The sequence below is a fragment of the Lacibacter luteus genome, assembly GCF_004118265.1.
GTDB classification, from domain to species: domain Bacteria; phylum Bacteroidota; class Bacteroidia; order Chitinophagales; family Chitinophagaceae; genus Lacibacter; species Lacibacter luteus.
The window spans coordinates 64,882-89,733 of the sequence record NZ_SDHW01000006.1 but is presented as its reverse complement, the minus strand read 5'-3'; the positions used below and the strand labels follow the sequence as shown (position 1 = coordinate 89,733).

Sequence of the window (24,852 nt, the reverse complement as noted above, 5' to 3'; positions counted from 1 at the left end):
CTAATTTGAGTGAATTAAAATGGAGGATATTAAAATATTTTCAAGGGAGAGTAGAGGTTTTATAAAAATATTCCAAACGTGTGTTAGTTTTTCACTTTCTGTGGATTATTAAGGCTTAGAATTGGGTGACCAAGGCCGATACCTTATTTTGCAGCCCTAATTATTGGTATATGAAATTTCAACCCGTTAAACCTCAACTCTTCACAAAAAACCGTGAACGTTTTATAAAAGCAATGCTTCCAAACTCAATTGCCATTTTCGTTAGCAACGATGAGTGGCCAATGAATGGCGATGCCTTGCATGCATACAAACAAAACAGCGATCTGTACTGGCTTACCGGCGTTATGCAGGAAGATAGTATGGTGATTTTGTTTCCGGATAATCCAGATCCTAAATTCAGGGAAGTGTTGGTACTTGTTCGCCCCAACGAATTAAAAGAAAAGTGGGATGGTAAACGTTTGCGTGCAAACGAAGGAAGAGAAATTTCAGGTATTCAAACCATTGTTTGGGTAGATAGTATTGAAGCGTTGTTACAAACATGGGTTCATCTTGCCGACCATGTGTACTTAAGCAGTAACGAGAACGATCGTAAAGCTTCGCCTATTCGTAGCCGTGACTATCGCTTTATTGATGAAATGAAAGCGAAATATCCGTTGCACAGCTTTCAGCGTGCTGCTAAAATTATGAATAGCCTTCGTGCAATTAAAACTGCAGATGAAGTGGAGCTTATGCAAAAGGCAATGGATATAACAGATGTTGCATTCCGTCGGTTACTGAAGGTTATTAAGCCCGGTGTACTGGAAAATGAAATAGAAGCTGAGATCTATCATTCATTTTTATCGCAGGGATCAACGGGTCCTGCATACGGCAGCATTATTGCCAGCGGCGACAGAGCTAGAACATTACACTATGTAAGCAATAACCAGGAATGTAAAGATGGTGAGTTGATTTTGATGGATTTTGGTGCAGAGTATGGTGGCTATAATGCCGATCTTACCCGTACAGTTCCGGTAAATGGTAAGTTTACCAAGCGCCAGAAAGAAGTGTACAATGCCTGTTTGCATTTGCATAAGTATGCAGCAGGTATTTTAAAGCCAGGCATTACCATTGTTGATTACACCAACAAAGTAGGTGAGGAAGCAACCAAACAATTCATCAAGATTGGTTTGATTTCTAAAGCCGATGTAAAGAATGAAGATGCAGAGAACAGGGCTTACCGTAAATATCTGTATCATGGTATTTCGCATCATCTTGGTATTGATGTGCACGATTTAGGAACAAAGACACAGCCCATTAAAGCGGGAATGGTATTTACTATTGAGCCCGGTATTTACATTGAAGAAGAACAAATGGGGGTGCGTATTGAAAACAACTTCTGGATCACCAAAAACGGTAATAAAGATCTGATGAAGAATATTCCGATTACTGTTGAAGAAATTGAAACATTGATGAAGTAATAACGCTGTTCATGGTTGATGGTTCATAGTTCATAGCTGTGATCCATTAACTATGAACGATGAACCATGAACCTTACATGAAACAAATCCCCAATCTCTTTACATTACTCAACCTCGTTTGTGGTTGCATTGCAACTATTCTTATTCTGCAACCGGGCGAATCGATCGTTGCAATTGACGGTGCCGCTTTTAAAATGAACATGCCGGAAAAGATTGCGTATGCTTCTTTCTTCATTTTTGCTGCAGGTATTATCGATTTCCTTGATGGATTTCTTGCCCGGCTGATGAAGGCCTCTTCCGAAATGGGAAAGCAGCTTGATTCGTTGAGCGATGCGGTAACTTTTGGTGTGGCGCCGGCAATGATTATGTACCAGTTGCTGCGAATGAGCTATTTAAAAGAAGAGTCGGCATTGGAAACTTCTATCTTACTGTTGTTACCCGCACTGCTTATTGCTTGCTGCGCAGTTTGGCGACTGGCCAAGTTTAACATCGATGAACGCCAAAGTCTGTCGTTCCGTGGCGTACCTACTCCCATTACCGGTTTTGCCGTTGCTGCCTTGCCGTTGGTGATCTGGTATAACAGCTGGAACCTTACAGATGTTATTTTGAATCGTTGGGTGCTGTATAGTTTCACATTGCTCATAAGCTACCTCATGGTAAGCGATATGCCTATCATGAGTTTGAAGTTTAAAGATTTCAGTTTTAAAAACAATCAGCCCAAAGTGATATTGCTGGTGCTGGCCATTGTATTGGCAATTGTTTTTCAGTGGGCTGCCATTCCGCTCATTTATTTAACCTACGTTGTTTTATCTTTGCTGCTTCGTAAACAAATCTCATAATTTAATTATACAACAATGACGTACACAGTTCAGGTAAAAGTAATGCCGCTGAAAGATTTATTAGATCCCCAGGGAAAAGCCGTAATGGGCGGATTAAGCAATTTAGGCTTACAAGGTGTAGCTGATGTGCGCATTGGAAAAAACATCAGCATGCAGATCGATGCTGCAAGTGCAGAGGAAGCAAAAGCCATTGCTGAAGAAGCAGCAAAAAAACTCCTTGCCAACCCGGTAATGGAGCAGTACGAAATTTCAGTTAATTAAGCAATTTGGGAATTTGAAAATTTGAAAATTGAACCTGGTTCGGTTTTCATTTTCAAATTGGTTCATTTTCAAATTTTCAAATTATGTTGATTCTTGTTCCCACTCCAATCGGTAATCTTAAGGATATCACTTTCCGTGCATTGGAAGTATTGCAGGAAGTAGATGTTATTCTTGCAGAAGATACTCGTACCAGTTCGGTACTGCTGAATCATTACAATATTCAAAAGCCGCTTTCGCCTTACCACCAGCACAACGAACATAAAATTGTGCAACACCTCATCGATCAGTTAAAGGAAGGAAAGAAGATGGCCTTGCTTACCGATGCAGGCACACCCGGTATTAGCGATCCTGCTTTTTTATTGGTGCGTGCCTGCGTACAAAACGAGGTGCCGGTTGAAACCTTGCCAGGTGCAACCGCATTTGTTCCGGCGTTGGTCAACAGCGGCTTACCTACCAACCGTTTTGTGTTTGAAGGATTTCTTCCGCAAAAGAAAGGCCGCATGACGGCGTTGAAACAACTTGCAGAAGAAGAAAGAACGATGATCTTTTACGAATCGCCTTTTCGCTTAGTAAAAACATTGGCCGATCTGATGCAGTATTTCGGCGAAGACCGTTTATGCTCGGTAAGTCGGGAACTCACCAAAAAGTTTGAAGAAAACAAACGGGGTACCTTAAAAGAAGTACATGATTATTTCGCAGCTAAAGCTGTGAAAGGTGAAATCGTACTTGTTGTTGCAGGAAAAGAATAATCTCCTTATTTATCTATTACATTCAACGTACTCTTAACAATTTGCGGCATGATAGCTGTGTAAATTGCAGTATCAAAAAAGTTGAATTATGAAATATGTTTTTTCATTTGTGCTTTCATTCATAGTTGTAAGTTTTTCTGCCAAAGCACAACAGTTGTTTTCAGTTCCTGACATTGTTAAGCAAACATTCGATAAACAATACCCCGATGCGCAGGATCTGAAATGGACGAATGGATTAGATAATCATGCTGTACGTTTTACATTAGGTGAGCGAAAGCTCAAAGCTAATTATGCGCCAAAAGGCGATTGGATTAGTACAGAGGAACAGGTAAAAATGGAAACTTTACCCGAAGTAGTACAGGAAGGGTTTAAAAACAGCAAATACAAAGACTGGGCAGTGAAAGATGTTGTAGCTGTTACAAAGCCAAGAGAAAATGCAAATGAATATTTTATTATCGTACAAAAATCTGCCATCAACAAAAAGAAACTGGTATTTGATGTAAAGGGCAGACTGTATGAAGAGTTAATAAGTTTATAGCTTATAGTTGGTATATAAAAAATGCTCCTTTTCGGGAGCATTTTTTATAACAATTGCTGTTATTATTTTTTCTTTTTTGGGAGGTGAAGTTGGAATCCTACGTTCACCGGAATATAAAAGCGGGAATATTCACTTGTGTAATCATAGCCAGTACCAGATGATGGTCTGTACTCATACATTGTTTTTGATTTACCATAGTTAAAACCAATACTGGCATAAAAACCCGCATATTGACTAATGAAATGTTCATAACCAACAGCAACACCTACGTTCCAATCGCCTTTTGGTTTTGTTGTGGTTTCGCTGCTGCTGCCCGAGCTGCTTTTACTTTTACTTTTTCCACCATAAATACCATATTGGGTATTGAGTTGTGCAAAGGGCATTCCTTTTTTGCTGCCGCCAAAATAATATCTGGCCCAGGGACCTATATAGAAAGATGGTTGCGTGCTGTTTGATTCTGATGTTGTACTGCTCGACGTATTGCTGCTGGTGCTTTTGCTTTTGTAAAACGAAAGGCTAACATATGATCCGATAGCGAGATTGTCCTGCACAAACCATGCTATATTAGGATTAACGCTGATGCTGAAACTGTTTCCTTCACTATTATAAATAGTAGGTGTGTTAGAGTAAGTTGTTTTGCTGTCGCTTGATGTAAAGCTAATGCTGCCAAGGCCTACACCAACAAGTTTGGTTCCTTTTTCTGTTTGAGCGTTAGCTGATGTAATAAGCATTACAAATGCAACAAGGGTTAATAGCTTTTTCATATTTAATTTGTTTGGTTGCTGCGAAGAAACAACTCTTAAGTGAACCGTACAATTACACAAATGGGGTATATGTGCACATAAGTGTGCATATGCTGAATTAGTTATTGAAACGTAATTTTACTGTTTGTTATTCGTAAACTTTCTGCTGCTTTTCTTTTTGTTCATGCAAAACCATTGTAAACACAGCATTGTGCATTATTAAATTGTTGTTTCAAAAAAAATACCTGATAGTAGTATTGACATTTGTTTTTTTTCTTTTCAATTTAGCAGCACTACTCGAGAGATACACATTGTAACGAACCATTTCCCCCACTGAAAACATTTTAGATCATCAGTTACCATAGTTAACGGTTGCCGTTAACCTTAAATCTTATTGTGCAATGATAAATGAATCATTGAAATTCCTCGCTGAGGAAGTGAACCGTTATTTGAATTTGAAAATACCGAACCCAACCCTTACGCAACCAAGGTTGGTGGTTAGTAATATTGCTTTTGCCAATGATACAAACGCTTCTGTTGAACCAAAGATCGATGACAGAGCAGTGCTTACATTGGTAAATGTTGAAGAAGATAAAGTTGCAAAGCAGCAGGAACATTATTCTAAAACAGATAGCTCAACTGTTTACAAGAATCCACCGCTGTATCTTAATTTTTATATTCTGTTTGCCATGAACAGAACAAGTTACAGTGATAGCCTTCGTTTTCTTGGCCATATCATTCAGTTTTTTCAACATCAGTTTGTGTTTACGCCTGTTTCACATCCCGGGCTCGATGCTAAAATTCATCGGCTGGTTGTTGATCTGCATAACCAAAGCTTCGAGCAAAACAATCATCTGTGGAGTGTACTCGGAGGTAAATATTTTCCTTCTGTAATGTACAAAGTGCGCCAGGTTACAATGAATGAAGATGTGGTGATCAGCGAAAGCGGCTTCATAAAAGAAATTCAACTGATTGATAAAAGCAAAGCACCTGTTTCATGACAACGACTTACAAAATATTATTCATGGTTGAGTTGTTGCACGATTTCTACAGGAATGGGCAGTGCACCGATTTCAGAATTGTGCCATCTACAGAAACTGCTGCACTGTTACGCAACTGCAAAGCCATGTATAAAATGACGGGCAACAAACTGGTTGTATTAATTAAAACAGATACAGCAGGTAAGCCGTTCATACAACCATCGGCTACAGATAAGTTTACATTTTATATGGAGTTAATGAAGCCTCTCTTCATTACAGTTTCGAACATCGATGCGTCATTGCTTTCAAATAAGCGTTTCTATTTTTCTAACCTGTACAACAATAAAGCAGTTGTTGCGCCGGGAAATGAATTGCTTTACCTGTCGCAACCAATAACTGCATTTGCAGGAGCAGTAAATTATAAACCCGGCGAGTTTGCTGCACAAGCGGGTACAGTTTACGAATCAATAAAAACATCAACAGGTGTAACTCCACCCGATACAACTAATTGGGTAAGCCGGAATAAAAATCAATATGCAACAAAAGAGGATATGCTGCAGTTTATTTCAACTGTACATACGTTTACAACAGCGCCGGCAACATCCATCCAGGTACAGTTGTTTGCGTTAAATACTGCAACGAATATGTTTGATGTAATTGTGTTTGATAAAACTGTTCATTATCAAACAAACGTAGAAGCAGTTGCAGTTGATCTTTCGCATTTATCCAAAGCAAAATACAAAGCAGTTGTAAACGGCACAGAGCAATTTGTATACATCAGTAACGAAGCGGTGTTCAACAACCTGTTTGCTGTAATTGAACTGTATAATCATTTGCCAAATGGTAACGATTTTTCTTTTTTTGATGCAGGCGGATTTGTGAAGGATAAAATTGTTGCAGCAAAAAATGTATGGCTTCATTTTTCTGTACGTTTTGCAAATCGTCTTGCTTTCTGGAAATATATTGCAACAAGAAAAGGAATACAGGCAATCGACAGTAATCCTTCCTATTCTTTTGCAGGCAATGATAATCCGGCAGATTATTTTGTGTCAAATATTCCTGTTCCCTTACAGGAAACGCCGCATGATTTTAAGCTAACCCTCTTTCAGCCAATAAGCCCCGAGCCACCGCCTGCACCAAATCCTGATGTACATGCAAGCGGCATGCTTACAAAAAGCGGCAACGATTATTACTGTAATATTTATTTAAACTATTAACCATTCACCTTAAAAATTAAACTATGGCAACAGTGTACAAAACTCCCGGAGTATACGTGGAGGAAATACCAAAACTTCCGCCTTCGGTGGCGCAGGTTGAAACAGCTTTACCTGCTTTTATCGGCTATACAAAGAAAGCTACTGACGGAACAACTGATCTTACTAAAAAGCCTAAACGCATTTCTTCGCTCGTAGAGTTTGAGCAGTATTTTGGTGGCGGCGCAGCACCAACTGTAACAGAAGTGAATGTTGACAGCAACAACAATTTTGTTTCTGCAAAAGTGAACAACTCGTTTTACATGTATGATGCGTTAAGGATGTTTTATGCAAATGGTGGTGGTGATTGTTATATTGTTTCCGTTGGTAAAAGCGAAACGGGTACAACCGTATTGCCTGCACATTTTACAGATGGCATGGCCGAACTGGAAAAAGAAGATGCACCGACAATTATTCTTTTCCCCGATGCTGTTGCTTTAAACGATACCGATATTGCCACTGTTCAACAGGCTGCATTACTGCAATGTGCTAACCTGCAGGATCGCTTTGGTTTGTTTGATGTAAAGCAAGCCGATACACTGGGTGCAACATTCCGCAATAATGTAGGCATTAACAACCTGCGTTATGGTGCAGTATACACACCCTGGTTAAAAGTTTCGTTGCCCAAAACAATTCGCTACACCGATGTGCAAACAGTAATTAATCGTGCAGGTATAAGCGTTACACTTGCTGCATTAACTACCGATGCAGATGTACAGGCATTGATTGGTAAAACAGAACAGTCATATACCGACAATACATTGGTAACAACTAAAACAAAAGCGCTCAATCCGCCGAATGGTGTGTTGAGTGATAAGTTTGCTTCTTTGCTTGCAACGTTTAATGCGCCTGCCGGTAATACAGATGGTAACTTGCAAAATCTGTTTGATTTTGTGCTGAGCATCGGTAACCAGGTTGATGATTTTATCAATGCCGCATCACCCAATGGTATTACAAACCCCGATTTTAAAGCCGATCTTGAGGCTGCGGTGCTTTCCAACTTCGATCCGGTGTTTGCTGAAGTTGTAGCATTAAATAAAGAAGCTGATGATGATATTGCGGCTTATGCTGATACGGATTTTATTGCCATGATTACTGCTGCCGACTGGCCGCAAAGCAATACAGCAGCAGGTGCAGCTGTTCCGGTGCCAGGTCTTATTGATGAAGCAAATGATAATGATCGGCGTATTGCTGCAGTAAACTTATTGCAACCGCTCTTCGACGAAATCAATACAGCTTACATCAACTTAATTGTAAACTCTGCTTCGTCTTATACAAAAACATTGGATGATTCGCTTGCACTTGCATTTCCTGCATACAAGTCAATTGTTACAGGCGTAAGCAACAGTATGACAGTGATGCCTCCAAGCGGTGCTATTGCAGGTGTGTATGCGCAGGTAGATCGTACACGTGGTGTATGGAAAGCGCCGGCCAATGTAAGCCTCAATAATGTTGTTGCTCCGGATGCTGTGTTTACTGCAGCACAACTTGATAATTTAAATGTAGATGCTGTTGCCGGAAAATCGGTAAATGCCATCCGCTCTTTTACAGGAAAAGGTACACTCGTATTTGGTGCCCGCACACTTGCAGGTAACGATAACGAATGGCGTTACATCAGTGTTCGCAGGTTCTTTAACATGGTGGAAGAAAGTTGTAAAAAATCAACCGAACCATTTGTGTTTGAACCGAACGATGCCAACACCTGGGTAAAAGTGCAGGGCATGATCGAAAACTTCCTTACTGTATTGTGGAGACAAGGTGCTTTGCAAGGTGCTAAACCTGAACATGCATTTTATGTTGCAGTTGGTTTAGGCAAAACAATGACTCCACTCGACATTCTGGAAGGAAGAATGATTGTTGAAATAGGAATGGCAGTTGTTCGTCCGGCTGAATTTATCATCCTTCAGTTCTCACACAAAATGGCTGAAAGTTAGTAGTGGTTACTGGTTTTAGGTTTCAGGTTGCTTCATTGCAACGGCCAGCAGTAACTACACAGCTGTCAACAATAAACATCAAATAATAAACATCAAACTAAAATTATGGCAACATATCCTCTTCCAAAATTTCATTTCCAGGTACAATGGGGTGGTGTACGTATAGGCTTTACCGAAGTAACAGGTTTAGATATGCAGGTAGAAGCAATTGAATACCGTGAAGGCAGCAGTCCCGAATATTCAAAGATCAAAATGCCGGGCATGCACAAGTTCAGCAATATCACTTTCAAGCGTGGCACCGTTGCAGGCGACAGCGATTTTTATAAATGGATCAACACCATCAATCTCACCGTTTCAGAACGCAGAGACATCGTCATCAGTTTATTAAACGAAACACATGCACCGGTAATGACCTGGAAAGCAAAAAATGCATTTCCTGTTAAAGTGCAGGCGAGCGATTTAAAAAGCGATGGCAACGAAGTAGCAATTGAAACACTGGAGCTGGCGCATGAAGGATTGAATATTCTGAATTGATGCTTGCCCTCCGCAACATTTTGCGAAGGAGAGAATGATGAGTGTTTCGTTCGACGTTATCGTTGGACGGATAAAGCAATACTTTTTCTGTAAACAGTTTAAATGAATGTATATGGCTGCCTCTCCCGGTGGATATTATCCTCCCGTTGGCTTTCATTTTAAAGTGGAGTTTGTTGGTATCGGTAACGATAACGATATACGCTTTCAGGCTGTATCGGGTTTAACCATTGAGTACGATACAGAAAGTTTTAAAGAAGGCGGTGAAAACCGTTTCGAACATAAACTGCCTGTACGTACAAAGTATGCCGATCTCTCACTCAAGCGTGGAATGCTTACCGATTCGAAAGTGATCGAGTGGTGTTTAAAAGCATTTGAAGCAAGAGAGTTTAAACCTGTTACAGTAAATGTTTCGTTACTCAACGAAAAGCATACAGCCATTAAACGTTGGGAAGTAGTGGATGCATGGCCAAAGAAATGGGCAGTGAGCGATTTGAATGCACAGGAGAACAGCATTGTTGTAGAAACACTCGACCTCGCTTACAAATATTTCAAAGTTAAAAGTTGATGTATGCCGCTTGAAATACGGGAGCTCGTTATTAAAGTAAGTGTAAACCAAGACCAGGCCGAAGTTAAACCTTCGGCCGGTAGTGGTGCTGCTGCAAAAGAGAGCGATGAAAAAGAAACACTCATTAAAGAAGCAGCAGAGCAGGTATTACGCATTATCGATAATAAAAAAGAACGCTGAGTATGAGTGAAGGTAAAATGGAGAAGCTGAAAATTTTTGCGTACAGCGATCCTGCATGCGAACAGCAATCGGGAGAGCCGTTTACTGTTATGCTCAATCCCGAAAACTATTCGCTGGAAACAAAAATGGAATTCCAGGCAGCACAGGGGCAAGGCACATCGGCAACACCGGCAAAGTTTATTGTAAAGCCACCGGAAGAACTGGCGTTTGAAATTTTATTCGATAACACAGGCATCATTGATGGAAGGCCAAGAACAGATCTTGCAGATGAGTTAAAAGCCTTTAAAGAATTTTTGATGGGATATGATGGAGAAATTCATCGCCCTAAGTATTTAAAGTTTGTATGGGGAAAAGATCTGGTGAAAGGCGTTTGTTCATCACTCAACATCGCTTACAAATTATTTAATCCGAATGGCACACCTATCCGTGCAATGTGCAAGGTTACCATTCGTGAAATGAAAGATGATGAACGTCGTGTAGCAGAAGAACGCAGAAGCAGTCCCGATCTTACACATTACCGCACTGTAAAAAAAGGCGATACGCTTCCGCTGATGTGCTATCGTATTTACGGTCATTCAAAATATTATGTGCAGGTTGCAAAAGTAAATGGACTGAGCAACTTCAGAAATCTGCAACCCGGCACCGAAATTTTTTTTCCACCCATTGATAAAACTGTGCAGTAAGTATGTCGAATGGAAATACGATACCATCAGACAGGCCCAAGACCGTTGTAACCGCAAGTATTTTTTCAGCAGGAACCAAAGTGTCGGATTCGCTGCATGTATTGTCGATTGTTGTAAACAAAGAAGTGAACAGGATTCCGTCGGCAATCATCATTATCAAAGATGGTGATGCAGCTGCACAAACATTTGAAGTAAGCAGCAAAACCGATTTTGAACCGGGAAAAGAAATTGAACTGAAACTCGGCTATCAAAGCAGCGAAGACACCGTGTTCAAAGGAGTTGTTGTAAAGCACTCGATCAAAACAAGAAAAAAGAATTCGGTACTGGTAATTGAATGCAGAGATAAAGTTGCGAAGATGACTGCAGCGTGTAAAAGTAAATACTTCCGTGAAGTGAAGGATAGTGATGTGATGGAAGAGCTCATTGACAGTTATGGTTTGGATAAGGATGTAGAAGCAACAACAGTGGATCATAAGCAGTTGGTACAATACAATTCAACCGATTGGGATTTTGTTTTGTGCCGTGCAGATGTAAACGGATTGCTCTGTATAGCGAACGATGGCAAATTGAAAATTGCCAAGCCCGATTTTTCTGCAGAGCCTGCACTTACCATTCAGTATGGTGCAACGGTGCATGAAATGGATGCAGAAATTGATGCACGTCTGCAATACAAATCGGTAAAAGGAACCATGTGGAACTATACCGACCAGGAATTGCTGAATGATGTAGAAGCAGAAGATCCAACATTACCAACCGCAGGAAATCTTGATGCAGGTGCATTGGCAAATGTGTTGGGCGAAGAAGCGTTTATGCTGTACCACAGTGGTAAAATAGAAGAGCCCGAACTGCAGCAATGGGTAAATGCAAAAATGATGAAGCATCGCCTTGCAAAAATTCGTGGCAGTGTAACGGTTGATGGAACAGCAGATGTAAGTGCAGGACAGATCATTGAATTAAAAGGTACAGGCGATCGCTTTGAAGGCAAGTTGTTTGTTACTGCTGTGCGCCAGCAATACGAAAATGGTGATTGGCAAACCAGTTTTCAGTTTGGCATTAACCCCGAATGGTTCGCAGAAACCTACAACGTACAGCAGCCAATGGCAGCAGCATTGTTACCGGCAATTGACGGACTGCAGATTGGTATTGTAACAAAACTCGAAGAAGACCCGGATGGTGAGCACCGCATTATGGTACGCATACCGGTTATTCATAAAGATGATGAAGGTGCCTGGTGCAGAGTAAGTTCGTTAGATGCAGGAAAGGAACGGGGTATGTTTTTTTTACCAGAGATCAATGATGAAGTGATTGTTGGTTTTATTAACAACGATCCACGGCATGGCGTTGTACTGGGCATGCTCAACAGCAGCAAACATCCTGCACCCATTGAAGCAAAAGATGATAATCATGAAAAAGGTTATGTGAGCAGAAGTAAAATGAAAATGGTTTTTAATGATGAAAAAAAGATCATCAACATTGAAACACCGGGCGGACATAAAGTGCAGATCGATGAAGATGCAAAAAAAATTCATCTCGAAGATTTGAATGGAAATAAAATTACGATGAACGAAGACGGCATCAACATCGAAAGCATAAAGGACATCATCATTAAGGCAGCGAACGATGTAAAAATGGAAGGCGGCAGTAATGTAAATGTAAAAGGCGGGGCACAAACAAAAGTAGAAGGTGGTGCCGGAGCAGAATTGTCAAGTGGTGCAACAACAGCAGTGAAGGGGAGCATGGTGAATATTAATTGATGAGTAATGAGTGATGAATGATGAGTTTAGTGGTGTCAGGACGTTGCAAATGTCAGACACCTGTAGTAATAAGAATTGAAGTGATGAGCATGTTCATCCGCTCCGTGGAGGGGTAGCAGAAATTAAACATGCAGAACGATTGAAAGGGGTGGGTTCTTCAGTTTCAATCAGGATGAATAGTCCTTCGACTTCGCTCAGGATTGAATAAAACGTACAAGCGTGCGACGCAACAATTGAAATATAGTAGTACAAAAGCTAACAACACAAATACAAACCATGCCATTAGCAGCAAGAGTAAACGATATGCATGTTTGTCCGATGGTTAACGGAACGGTGCCACATGTTGGTGGTCCAATACTTCCGCCCGGCGCACCAACAGTAATGATCGGCGGTATGCCTGCAGCAACAGTAGGCGATATGTGTACTTGTACAGGTCCGCCGGATTCTATTTTGATGGGATCATCAACAGTAATGATTGGCGGTAAACCTGCAGCACGTATGGGCGACAGTACTGCACATGGCGGGGTGATAGTCGCCGGATGTCCAACTGTAAATATTAATTAAACCATTATGGCTTTTCAACAACAGGATAATTTTTTAGGCAGAGGCTGGAGCTTTCCACCAACGTTTAATCTGCAATCGAAAGAAGTGCAGATGACCGAGAAAGTGGAAGACATTGAAAAGAGTTTACAGGTTTTGCTTACTACAAGTTTGGGCGAACGCATTATGCAACCACGTTATGGCTGCGATATGAATGATCTTTTATTTGAATCGCTCGACACAGGAACAAAAACAATCATCATCGATCGTATTCAAACGGCCATCCTGTTTTTTGAACCACGCATTAAGGCAACAAAGATTGAACTGAATACACAAAACGAACTGGAAGGTGAAATACTGGTGGAGATCGAATACATTATTCCCTCTACCAACTCCCGTTACAATTTCGTATTCCCCTTCTACCGTAAAGAAGGAACTGAACTTGATTTATTAACCAGTAATCATCCGTTGGGTAATTAATTATGAGCGGCTGCAAAGACCAAAAAAATCCTCTGCAACGGAACGGTATTTCAAGAGCCGATCGTTTGCTTCCCGGCATGACCAATGGTTATGTAAACGTGGATGAAAACAGTTTTGCTGCCTGGATTGTATTTGCAAAAGAGTTTGCACAATACCTGCAATATTATGGATTGAGCGATACTGTAGAAGGCGACTGGACGCCTTTCTTCAGCAGCGATGTATCGGCTGTGCTTGGCACCATTGCTTTACAGGATACAGATGCATACAGAAGAAGCATCAAAGATCGTTTCGATTTTTTGAAAGATGATGATCATGCAGAACTGTTACCAAAAGCGGAACGCAAACTCAACGAATTGTTTTGTGCAATTGTAAGTTTTAGTGAAGCATTGGATATTTATTACCGGCAGTTACCCGATGATGTTGCACTAAAATCATCCATTGAAAACAACATACGTAACCTGCTTGCACCGGCACTGCAACGTTTACTGCGTTATTACAAAGCTGCCGATGCAGCAGGTTACCTTTTAGCAGGTAACCTCAGCAATTGGCAGGTAATGGGAAAGAATGTAAAAGATGTAAAATTAATTACCGATGGTAATGGCCTGAGTGAGTTGTGGTGGATGCAGCCAAAAGCACCTGCAGCTCCGTTTACAACATGGGCTGCTTATTATGCTTCCATAACTGCCGATGCAACCATTTTTGGTAATGCAGCACTCGATCTTTATTTCGACAATCTTTACATTGCCACAACCGATTATACACAGGCGCAATGGCGGCAGTACATGAAAATGAATCATGCAGCTAATCACAATCTGTTCAGTTCGGTATTCGATCAATACCTTATGCAATACAGCAAGCTGGTAAAGGATAGTGAGAAGGAATTATTGCTGAGCCTCGAGAACAGAAATACACATGCGCCGCATTATGCTTTGTTCCTTGCCTTTCTGCGTTTGTTCCGTTTTGCACAAAACGATCTTAATACCATTACATGGCGACATCTTGATCTGTACTATAAAGAAATTCTGCAGTTAAAACCAAAAGCTGCATTGCCCAACAGTGCGCATGTAATTGCAGAGTTGGCCAAACCTGTTGATGAATTTATACTTGCAAACGATACCTTGTTCAAAGCAGGAAAGGATAGTGAAGGGAAAGAAGTGTTATATGCACTTGATGACGAGGAGACATTCAACAAAGCAAAAGTTGTATCGCTTCGTTCGGTTTATCTTGGTAAGGCAGAAGATGATCATGCGAGTGAAAGTAATCCTGCGGTAACTGTTACAAACAGTGGACGTTTGTTTGCTGCACCGGTTATTAATTCTGCAGATGGAAACGGAGCAGAACTTACATCAACCAATAAAGAATGGCATCCAATTGCAAATCGTTTGTATGTAGAAGGTAAAGTAACCGATGTCCAGATGCCTTTGGCAGAAATTGGTTTTGCTGTTGCCAGTCATTATCTCTATTTGCAGGAAGGCGAACGCAAGATCATGTTGCGGTTAGATACAAGTGACAACAATGCTTTAACGGGCAAGCAATATTCCTGTTTGCTTACAACAGAAAAAGGCTGGTATAAAGTTGCATCAGTTATTACTGTTGCTGCAGCAAATAAAATGGAGAACGGTACAAAGGCCTGTACAGAAATTTCGTTTACGTTGAATGGATCGGAACCGCCAATAAGTAATTACAATGCAGCACTGCACGGCGGTACATTAAATGTTCAACTGCCTGTATTAAAAATTGTATTGGTAAACGATGAAGCAAGCGCTTACCAATACACTGCTCTGCGTGATGTGGAGATAAACAAAGTGGAGATAGCAGTGGAAGTAGGCATGGGCACCTCTGCATTTAACCAGAAAGGGTTAAAACAGTTACTCATAAGTACCGATGCAGGTCCTGTTGATGCATCGAAACCATTTATGCCTTTTGGTGCACAACCACGAACCGATGCCACATTGGTGATCGGTAACAAAGAATTATTTACCAAGAAAAATGCAAGCGTTAAACTCAATATCGAATGGGGTGGTATTTCGGGTTTCCTTGCGGGAGATATTGATTTTGATGCAGGCTGGACTTCCGACGAAGATTATCCCAGTACACGGTTTAGTTTATTGCAAAGCGGCGAATGGATAAAAAAAGAATCAGCTGTTGATCTGTTCAATGGCAATGCTTCCGATGTGCAGATCTTTTCTTCTGCCATACAGATACCGCAGGAAGCAGTGAGTGATTATGCAACAGCTTATACAAATTATGCTGCCGATTCAGTACAGGGCTTTATGCGCTTTACATTGAATGCAGGGTTTGGTCATAAACAGTTCATTGTTTCAATGGCCGACTATTTAATTGCAAAAGCAAATGGAACAGCATCTGGCAATGCCCCTGTTGAACCTTATACGCCCATCATTCAATCCATGCACATCAGCTATGCTGCATACAGCGATGTGGTTGATTTAAACAGCAGCAACGAAACAGATTATTCAGCTAAGCAAATCAGCTTCTTTCACCTGTATCCTTTTGGCGATGCAGAGCAGCACAACGTTCAAAGCAAACAGTTATTTCATTACCTGTTACCGCAGTTTCGCCATACCGATGAAACATCGAAACCTGTTTTGCATGAAGGCGAATTTTATATCGGGTTTGAAAAATTAGGCGCACAGCAATCGGTAAATGTATTGTTCCAGGTAATGGATGGCACAGCCAATCCAAAAATTACCAAACCTGTTGAACATTTGCATTGGAGTTACCTGAGTAATAACCAATGGAAAGCATTTACAAAACAGCAGGTAAGCGATGCAACATTACAATTGCTGCAAAGTGGCATCATCAGTTTTATTATTCCTGCCGATGCTACAACAGCTAACAGCTTAATGTCTGCAGATTACTTATGGATCAAAGCAGCTGTTGCAGAAAAAAGCGATGCAGTTTGTAAATTATTGTCGGTAGATGCACAGGCCGCTGTTGTAACGTTCAGGGATAAAGACAATGCTGATGATTTCCTCAATACGGCACTGGCGGCATCAACCATCAGCAAATTAAAAACGCCTGTTGCTGCGGTTAAAAAACTTACGCAGCCCTATTCTTCTTTTGGGGGAAGAGCACTCGAAGGCAGCGAAAGTTTTTATATACGTGTAAGCGAACGGCTTCGGCATAAGGCAAGAGCAATTACTATCTGGGATTATGAACATCTGATACTTGAAGCCTTTCCGTTGATTCATAAAGTAAAATGTTTAAACCATACCAAAAGTGTGGATGCAGAATTTAATGAAGTGTTACCGGGTCATGTAACTATCATTACTATTCCTGATGTACAGCATCGCAATGATATTAATCCGTTGCGGCCATATACCAACCAGGATGTATTGCTGCAGATAGATGCGTTCTTACGCAAACGCATTTCCTGTCATGTGCAACTGCATGTAGTAAATCCTGATTTTGAAGAAGTGCAACTCAAATTCAAACTGCGGCTGGCAAAAGGTTACGACGACTTTACGATTTATTCCAACAAACTACGGGAAGAGATCACTTCGTTTTTATCGCCCTGGGCTTATGGTGCAGGCGAGTTGGATTTTGGCGGTAAAGTATATAAGTCAGTACTCATCAATTTTATTGAAGAGCGGCCTTATGTAGATTTTATAACCGATGTTGAAATGGCGCATTACGATGCAAACAATGTATTGGTAAAAGCAGATAACGATGAAATTATTGCATCAACAGGTAAAAGTATTCTTGTGTCTGTTGCCGCTTCAAAACATGTAATAGAAGAAATACCCGTAAGCTCTATTACCGAACCGGCAGAATGTGCATACATCGAAGCGTTGAACAATCAAAGCTAACCGCAACTGAAAAAGAAGAACAGCATGCAACAAAGCATCTCCATACAAAAAAATCCTGCGCTGGCCGATAGCAGTAATTACGAATTGCTGCGTAAGAAAGGGATTGAATACATCGAGCAACTGAGTAGCAGTATCTGGACGGATTATAATATTCACGATCCCGGTATTACAATACTTGAGTTGTTGAGTTATGCCGTTACAGATCTTGGTTATCGTACCAATCTTGATATGAAAGATCTGTTGGCCGAACCGGAAGAGAAGTTTCCCAAACAAAATCCATTGCGCCAGGGCTTTTATACTGCAAGAGAAATTCTTACTGTTAATCCCTGGACCAATGCCGACTATCGCAAACTGCTTATCGATATCAACGGTATTAAAAATGCCTGGCTGAAGTGTAAAGAGTGTGCCTGCAACGATTTGCTTATTTATGCCAAATGCAGCACCAGTTCTTTACAGTATCAACCAACCGAACATCCCATCATCATCAAAGGATTTTATGATGTACTGGTTGAATTTGAAACCGATGATACAGCCGGCGATCTCAACAGCGGAAAAGTTAAATACAATTTCAGTTTTGCTGTGGCCGATGGCATTTCAACAGCAATGATCGAAATGCGTTTACCTGCATGGCAGTTGATCGATGCAAACAAAACCTTATACAAAGATCTGTTGAACCCTAACAGTGAAATAGACGCAGTAACAGTTCAGTTTATTTCGGGTAATAAAAATGATAACACCGATATCCCGGCCGATCAGATGGCGAGTGTTTTGCGCAGACCTGTTTACACAACGGTAGATGTTACTTATAAGCCAGATAAAACTCAGGCTGCTACACTTACTATTACGTTTGCCGATGTGCCTACAACGATCTGGTTCCGCAGCGACAGTGATCGCAAGCAAATCAAACTTGATGCCATCAAACAATCCATCACAGACAGTTCTACTTCCGGTTTGTTTGCAAAATACCTGGCATTGATTCATAAAGCAGAAGCGGTGATGCAGGAAACAGAACAGTCGTTACATGCGCATCGGAATCTTAGTGAGGATTATTGCAGCATCAACGCAATAGCTGTGGAAGATTTTGGTATTTGTGCTGATATGGAAGTTGATCCTGCTGTTGATATTGAAGCTGTATTGGCAGAAGCGTATTACAGGATCGATCAGTATTTCAGTCCGGATATAAAATTCTATTCGTTAAAAGAACTGATGGATGCAGGTGTGCCCGTAGATGAAATTTTCGATGGCCCCAAACTCAACAACGGCTTTATCAATAACGATCAGCTTGCCTCAACCAACCTCAAACAATTTATTTATACATCCGATATCATCAATCTGCTGATGGATATTGAAGGCGTGAAGAGTATTAAGAATTTTGTACTCACCAAATTTGATGCAGAAGGAAATTTAATTACGAATGCGGAATGGGTGATGGAAGTAAGTTACAATCATCAGCCACGCTTATATCTTGAAGCATCGAAAATTCTTGTGTTCAAAAATGGTCTTCCGTTTTTACCCGATAAGCTGGAGCTGAGCGATACATTGCAAGTGATCAAGGGCGAACATGCGCAACCAAAATATTCCATTATTGAAAACGACTTGCCTGTACCAACAGGAACGTTTTATGCGTTGGGCGATTATCAGCCCTTGCAATATTCACTGCCGTTAACTTATGGTGCAGGTTACGATGGTTTACCGAAAACAGCTACTGCAGAGCGAAAAGCACAGGCAAAACAACTAAAAGCCTACCTGTTGTTTTATGAACAGCTATTGGTGAATTACCTGGAGCAATTAAAAAATGTACAGGAGTTGTTTGCAATTGATCCGTCTGTTACAGCAACTTATTTTACACGTGTGCTTACATCGGCCGATATAAACACTGTGGAAGCTGATCTTTACAATGGATTAACCGATAGTAAACTGCAAACACTTGCAGAAACACAGGAAGAATTTTTCGACCGGCGCAACCGTTTCCTCAATCATTTGCTTGCAAGGTTTGCCGAAAATTTCAATGAGTATGCATTAATGCTGTATACCTACAGCAGCAGCAAAGCCATTGCCGATGATAAATTGATAAAAGATAAGATCGGCTTTTTAAAGGCATTTCCGTTTATGAGTGCCAATCGTGGCAAAGCATTTAACTATAAAGATCCGGCACATGTTTGCAATGCAGAAAATGTAAGTGGACTGCAGGTGCGCATTCAGCGCTTACTTGGGTTAGATGCCTTTGGCAATCAGTTTGAATTGTATGAAGAAAGTGATACGGATGCAGTATTGTACGAACGTCGCTGGCGCTTGCGTGATGCTGATGGAAAAATACAATTAAGCAGCAGTACAAAATACTTCGACGAAGATCTTGCTGTTGCCGAAGCAAAAGCGTTTGCAGAAATAGCAGAAGTTAAGAAGTATATCGCCGATGAAACACGCTGGCAAATAAAGAAAGTAAATAAATGGGTCATTAACCTTACCGACCCAACAGGCGAAATTATTGCAACACGCAAACAGGTCTTTAGTAAAAAAGCCGATGCAGAAGTAGTCGTGAAAGAGCTGCTTGCATTTGGTAAACAGTTGCTGCTTGCCGATAAAGTTTTTGTTGTAGAACATTTGTTGTTGCGGCCCCGCAATGTTCCTTCGGCAAAATTTCCGGCAGGCGATCCATTGTTGAGCATTTGCATTCCCGATAACTGCGAAGCCTGTGGCGAAGATGATCCTTATTCGTTCCGTTTAACAGTTGTACTGAGTGGCGAAACAGGTATTGCCAACAGCGGTATCGAATTCAGACGTTTTGCAGAGCAAACCATTCGCATGGAAGTACCCGCACATCTTGCAGTAAAAATTTGCTGGGTTAGCAATGAACAACTCGAAAAATTTGAAACTGTTTATTGTGCATGGCTTGCTGAATTGGCAAAACCCGAACCCGATGCTGTACAGTTACACAACAAATTAACAGCGCTGTTGGCTGTATTTGAACAATTGAAAAATGTTTACCCTGAAGCAAGATTACACGATTGCGTGGATGGCGACGATAGTAACAGGGTGTTTTTAGACAATACCATTATTTAATCATTCCGCAGTATGCGGAACATAAATTTTAACCATATGCTTCCGGTGCAAGTTGAATTTCCGAAGTTCGTTGCTGATCAGTTACTCACATCTGAAGACCTGAATGATCTGTTTGGATATCTTGATGAACAGAACAGGATCACCCGTACAAACCTCATTGGTATTGGTATAGTTTGCGGTTTACAGGTACAGGTAAACGCTGCGCAATCGTCTGTTACCATTACCAAGGGTTGTGCTGTAACCTCCGAAGGTTATTTAATTACTGTTCCAACAAACAGCTACACACAATACAAAAAGTACAAAGTTGATACGCCACAGATCTACGATAAGTTTTACAAAACAATAAACGGCAGTAAAGTTGCCATGGATATATGGGAGCTGAAGAAAGCTGCTGTTGATCCCGATTTGCAAACGATTGATGCCGGTTTTTTGAAAGGCAAAGTGATCATGTTGTTTGTAGAGCTGAAGGAAATGGAAAACAAGAACTGCGATCCAAACTCCTGTGATGATAAAGGGATCAATATTGAAGTTTCGTTTTTGCCAATGGCTGTTGATATTGCCGATGCTGCATTGCTGATGGGCACAACAGCAGTAAGTTTTGGCGTAAACACATTTACTGCCTTGCCCGAAATACGGATGAAGCGTTGGGATGTACCCAATACTTCACCGGTAGGAACAGATGATATTTTTAAAGCGTACTTCGATCTGCTCAGTAAAAATTTTATCGATCAAACAGAAGCAACACTCAGTTCTGTTTATACCATGTTTGGTTCGTTGGTTGCACAAGGGTATGCATCCAATCCGTTTGCAGGTCTGTCAGCAAAATTCAGTTACCTGTATAATGGCAGCATCAATCAAAATCAACTCATCCATCTGCAATATCATTATGATCTGTTCAGCGATCTGTTGCTTGCTTACGATGAGTTTAGAAAAGCAGGTACGCATGTATTGAGCACCTGTTGTCCCGACAGCAGTTTATTTCCCCGTCATGTATTATTAGGCGAAGCAATACCATCTGTTACAAGTGGATTGTTACCATACAGGCATTATTTTATTTATTCGCCGCTATTCGATCAAAAAAATATGCTGGCCGAATTAAAACTGTTGTTCAAACGCCTGGTGCTGCTGACCGAACAGTTTTTCCTCCCGCCGGTAACAGGAGTAAACAGCAAAGAAGATGAATACCTCCGCATTACACCAAGTATGTTGTGGGATGTTCCGCTTTCGCAAAAAGCAATTCCTTATTACTATGTTGTAAACAGTGGTCCTGCGCCTTTGTATCTAAACTGGAGTTACCGTCGCAGTTTGTTGAATGATGCAACAAGAAGCCTTTCTTATCATGCAAAGCAATATAACAGCAGTAACGATTTTGTGCGGGAGCCATTGAACTACGATCTGGAGCCTTACAATTTTTTACGCATCGAAGGTATCGTTGGCAAACCTTACACGCATGTGTTGAAGCAGGTAAAACAACAGATACAGAAAAACAGGCTGCCGGTTGATATTATTGCACTCACTACAGAAACGGGTTCGAAATTCAGTACAAGCCTGCAAATGCGTGGCGATAAAATAAGCCGTACAGGTTCGCTTGAAATGCTTTGTCATTTCCAGGATCTTGAATCGATGTACGACAGTATGCGCAGGGAAATACTTTGCTCCTTGTGTAAAGAGCTGAAGTATTATTATGATTTCTCCATCAACTTCATGGGTAAGATGCTCGACCGTTATAAACTTGCGGGAGAAGTATCACAGGTAGAATTATTTGATGTATGCAGTAAAGGTTATAAGCTTCGTGAAAAGTCGTTGGGTTTGATGATTGAACTGTTACATCGCAATGGATTAACCGACGAAACGCTTACACTCGAATCATTTTTGGAAGTATTGTTTGGAGCCGATCTGCCCGATGTAAACAATGATGATATACCTGATGGAATGAATATTTCGCAAGGCAATATCCTGTTAACGGTACTCAACTTTTTTAAAGTGCCTTTGGGTATTATCCGTTTATCAACATTGTTAACAGAAGACCTGGCAGAGTTTGATGTAAAAGCCTATTGCGATGCAAGTAACAAACTTGCCGAGTACGCAAAAGCTTTAAAAGCCATGTTTGATATTTTTACCAACGCACAACGTTCTACACTTGGCAGTGCAACAACTATTGCCGAAACAGAAAAAACTTCACTTGCAGGTAATATTACAAACGATACCGGCACAGCAACAAACGATACCGGTAAGCTTGCAAACCGTAACATGTTTACTGTGTTAGCAGCAAATAACAACGGGTTAGCCATCATCTTCCTGCTCATTTTTATGATTGAAGATTTAATGGATCACCTGGATGTATTGATCTACAACTGCAAATGCAGTGCATTAAGTTCGTTAAAGAAAGATTACCTGCGCAGGTATCAGCTTGTTTCAAGATTGCGTCAGTTTGGTTACTTCAGCAAAATGCATCCCGGCTTGCAACACAAAGCAGGCGTGCCGATGGGAGGAACTTTTGTTATTGTGTATCATGCAAAACGAAGAGGAAGGATTATTGTCAGCGATTCATTAGCAGACAGGAGAAGAGAAAGTTTTATGAAAACAGAGTCGGGCGACAGATTGTTTAATAAAACAAGCGAAGTAAAAGAAAGAACAACAGCTGTTGCAGGTGTTGTAGTTGATGAAAGTAATACACCCATACCCGGTGCAGTAGTAAGCATTGCAGAAACCGGTGAGGCAACTGTTACAAGTATGAATGGTGCGTTTAAGTTTACCAGTAGTGTGGTGCCGTATACAATTGTGGTGGAAGAACATGGTTATGATGTTTATGAAGAAGAAATGAACGATGATGCAACGAACATGCGTATTGTACTTACAGCAGCAACTGCAGATGGCTTTGGCGAAATAGGACAAGGAATGGTGATTGCCGATTTTTATTTGCCTTATCGCTGTTGTTCCGATTGCCCGCCGATACAATACATCGTAAACGAACCAGCAACGCCACCTGAAACACCAAATAAAGGACCGGTTGCCAATGCAGGCCCCGATCAAACAATTGTAGCGCCGTTAAATAAAATTTCATTAGACGGCACAGCATCAACCGATCCGGATGGTGTAATCACTTTCTATCAGTGGACTAAACTTTCAGGACCGGGAAGTCCATCGTTTACTACTGCAACAAGTTCAAGAACCGATGTGATCGATCTGCAGGAAGGAACCTACGAATTTGAATTAAGTGTTACGGACGATAAAGGATCCATTGCACGGGACTCTGCATTGGTAATTGTGTTACCGGCACCACCGGAACCGAATAAACCTCCGGTTGCTGATGCAGGGGCTGATCAATCTGTTGTATTATCATTTGCAACAGCTACAAGTTTTATTCTCGATGGAAGTAATTCAAAAGATGAAGATGGTAGTATCGTTGCATTCAACTGGTCGCCGGTTAGCGGACCAAATGCAATTATTGAAACAGCATCGCTTGTACAAACTGTTGTAAAAGTATTCCAGGTTGGTAAGTACGAGTTTCAGTTAAAGGTTACAGACAACGATGGCGATAGTGCCATCGACAATGTAATAGTTGAAGTAGTGCCTCCGGAAAATAAACCGCCGGTTGCTAATGCAGGTGCAGACAGGGCTGTGATCATTACAGCAACAAACCGTTCAACAACATTAGATGGAAGTGCGTCGAGCGATCCTGAAGGTGGAGCATTACAGTTTGAATGGAAGGCAATCAGTTTTCCTGCAGGAACAACAGCTCCTGTGTTCAACGATGCAAAACTGGAAAAACCAACCGTTAAAGGTATTGCTCCAGGTGCGTATGAATTTGGATTAACAGTTACAGATAATAAAGGTGCTTCTGCAACAGATACAGTTGTGTTGAAAGTTGAAATGCAGGATATCCCACAACAAAAAGTATGCGATTCGCTTGTGGATATAATCGGACAGTTCCGTGCATTGCCAAACGTTGATACGAATCGTTTCAGTCAGTTCAGAGAAGTCTTTCAATCATATTCCTCAGTTGAATCGTTCTTTAAGCTGTTAACCACTGTTGTAAATAAACCAACCGACGATCAGCTTGCGTTGTTTGCTGCAGAGCAAAGCGAAGCAATCATTGCAAGATGGTTAGCAGAACTGCATGGGATCATCACTAATCCGGATCGTGCAGTGTTACGCATACAGGCCCTGTTCCTTTATCGTGTATTAACCAGAGTGGCCATGTACATTGTTTGTATACAGAAAGAAGATTTTGATGTAGCAAAAGTGCCGATGGCCAGAACATTTACGGCAATAAGGGCACATGTAAAAGAATGGACAGCCCTGATTGCTGCCGGAAGTTTTTCTGCGAAAGATGTGGCAATGGTAAAAGAAATGGGTAACGACATGGAGAATGAATTTAACCGCACAACACAAAACGGTGAAGCAGCAACAAAACCAAAATATCTGAAATTGTTAAAGACAATCATTGATATGATCAAATCGGTATAATC

19 protein-coding genes are annotated in these 24,852 nt (G+C 41.0%); 18 read left to right on the top strand and 1 reads right to left on the bottom strand.

Translation table 11 applies throughout. The features are described 5' to 3' along the window. The first annotated feature begins 170 nt into the window (after positions 1-170). From ESA94_RS17020 to ESA94_RS17000, 5 genes are all read left to right on the top strand, one after another. Positions 171-1,457, top strand: a complete 1,287-nt coding sequence (locus ESA94_RS17020; protein ID WP_129132144.1) for an aminopeptidase P family protein — start codon at positions 171-173, stop codon at positions 1,455-1,457. A 59-nt stretch (positions 1,458-1,516) separates the two neighbouring features. Further along, positions 1,517-2,296 (top strand): CDP-alcohol phosphatidyltransferase family protein, encoded by a 780-nt coding sequence (locus tag ESA94_RS17015; RefSeq protein ID WP_240671083.1) that lies wholly within the window; start codon positions 1,517-1,519, stop codon positions 2,294-2,296. A gap of 15 nt (positions 2,297-2,311) precedes the next feature. Then, positions 2,312-2,557, top strand: coding sequence for a phosphoribosylformylglycinamidine synthase subunit PurS (purS, locus tag ESA94_RS17010; protein WP_129132143.1), 246 nt, complete (start codon positions 2,312-2,314; stop codon positions 2,555-2,557). 83 nt (positions 2,558-2,640) lie between these two features. Further along, a complete protein-coding gene (rsmI, locus tag ESA94_RS17005; RefSeq protein ID WP_129132142.1) occupies positions 2,641-3,306 on the top strand; it encodes a 16S rRNA (cytidine(1402)-2'-O)-methyltransferase in 666 nt (221 codons plus the stop codon). Between the two features lie 88 nt (positions 3,307-3,394). Continuing rightward, positions 3,395-3,844 (top strand): PepSY-like domain-containing protein, encoded by a 450-nt coding sequence (locus ESA94_RS17000; protein ID WP_129132141.1) that lies wholly within the window; start codon positions 3,395-3,397, stop codon positions 3,842-3,844. A gap of 62 nt (positions 3,845-3,906) precedes the next feature. Here the strand turns inward: ESA94_RS17000 and ESA94_RS16995 are convergent, their stop codons facing one another. Further along, positions 3,907-4,608 carry a hypothetical protein gene (locus tag ESA94_RS16995; protein ID WP_129132140.1) on the bottom strand — a complete coding sequence of 234 codons (702 nt, stop codon included), beginning with the start codon at positions 4,606-4,608 and terminating at the stop codon, positions 3,907-3,909. Between the two features lie 380 nt (positions 4,609-4,988). Here ESA94_RS16995 and ESA94_RS16990 point away from each other — a divergent pair, with 380 nt between their 5' ends. The 13 genes from ESA94_RS16990 to ESA94_RS16935 all read left to right on the top strand — a co-directional run bounded on the left by ESA94_RS16990 (position 4,989) and on the right by ESA94_RS16935 (position 24,850). Continuing rightward, a complete protein-coding gene (locus ESA94_RS16990) occupies positions 4,989-5,588 on the top strand; it encodes a DUF4255 domain-containing protein (protein WP_129132139.1) in 600 nt (199 codons plus the stop codon). Further along, on the top strand, positions 5,585-6,784 hold the full coding sequence (locus ESA94_RS16985) for a hypothetical protein (protein ID WP_129132138.1): 1,200 nt from the start codon (positions 5,585-5,587) through the stop codon (positions 6,782-6,784). Before ESA94_RS16990 ends, ESA94_RS16985 begins: the two co-directional genes overlap by 4 nt. Positions 6,785-6,807: 23 nt before the next feature. Further along, complete coding sequence (locus ESA94_RS16980; RefSeq protein WP_129132137.1) at positions 6,808-8,754, top strand: phage tail sheath C-terminal domain-containing protein; 1,947 nt, start codon at positions 6,808-6,810, stop codon at positions 8,752-8,754. A gap of 105 nt (positions 8,755-8,859) precedes the next feature. Then, positions 8,860-9,288 carry a phage tail protein gene (locus tag ESA94_RS16975; RefSeq protein WP_129132136.1) on the top strand — a complete coding sequence of 143 codons (429 nt, stop codon included), beginning with the start codon at positions 8,860-8,862 and terminating at the stop codon, positions 9,286-9,288. 112 nt (positions 9,289-9,400) lie between these two features. Then, positions 9,401-9,853, top strand: a complete 453-nt coding sequence (locus ESA94_RS16970) for a phage tail protein (RefSeq protein WP_129132135.1) — start codon at positions 9,401-9,403, stop codon at positions 9,851-9,853. 3 nt (positions 9,854-9,856) lie between these two features. Next, positions 9,857-10,033 (top strand): DUF5908 family protein, encoded by a 177-nt coding sequence (locus tag ESA94_RS21490; RefSeq protein WP_164972778.1) that lies wholly within the window; start codon positions 9,857-9,859, stop codon positions 10,031-10,033. 2 nt (positions 10,034-10,035) lie between these two features. Next, entirely contained in the window at positions 10,036-10,716 is a 681-nt protein-coding gene (locus ESA94_RS16965; protein ID WP_129132134.1) for a CIS tube protein, read from the top strand. 2 nt (positions 10,717-10,718) lie between these two features. Then, entirely contained in the window at positions 10,719-12,470 is a 1,752-nt protein-coding gene (gene vgrG / locus ESA94_RS16960; RefSeq protein ID WP_129132133.1) for a type VI secretion system tip protein VgrG, read from the top strand. A gap of 276 nt (positions 12,471-12,746) precedes the next feature. Next, positions 12,747-13,034, top strand: a complete 288-nt coding sequence (locus ESA94_RS16955) for a PAAR domain-containing protein (RefSeq protein ID WP_129132132.1) — start codon at positions 12,747-12,749, stop codon at positions 13,032-13,034. Between the two features lie 6 nt (positions 13,035-13,040). Then, a complete protein-coding gene (locus ESA94_RS16950; RefSeq protein WP_129132131.1) occupies positions 13,041-13,490 on the top strand; it encodes a GPW/gp25 family protein in 450 nt (149 codons plus the stop codon). 2 nt (positions 13,491-13,492) lie between these two features. Then, positions 13,493-17,320, top strand: a complete 3,828-nt coding sequence (locus ESA94_RS16945; protein WP_129132130.1) for a baseplate J/gp47 family protein — start codon at positions 13,493-13,495, stop codon at positions 17,318-17,320. 24 nt (positions 17,321-17,344) lie between these two features. Then, positions 17,345-20,380, top strand: coding sequence for a hypothetical protein (locus ESA94_RS16940; RefSeq protein WP_129132129.1), 3,036 nt, complete (start codon positions 17,345-17,347; stop codon positions 20,378-20,380). A gap of 36 nt (positions 20,381-20,416) precedes the next feature. Continuing rightward, positions 20,417-24,850 (top strand): PKD domain-containing protein, encoded by a 4,434-nt coding sequence (locus tag ESA94_RS16935; protein WP_164972777.1) that lies wholly within the window; start codon positions 20,417-20,419, stop codon positions 24,848-24,850. Positions 24,851-24,852: the final 2 nt, after the last annotated feature.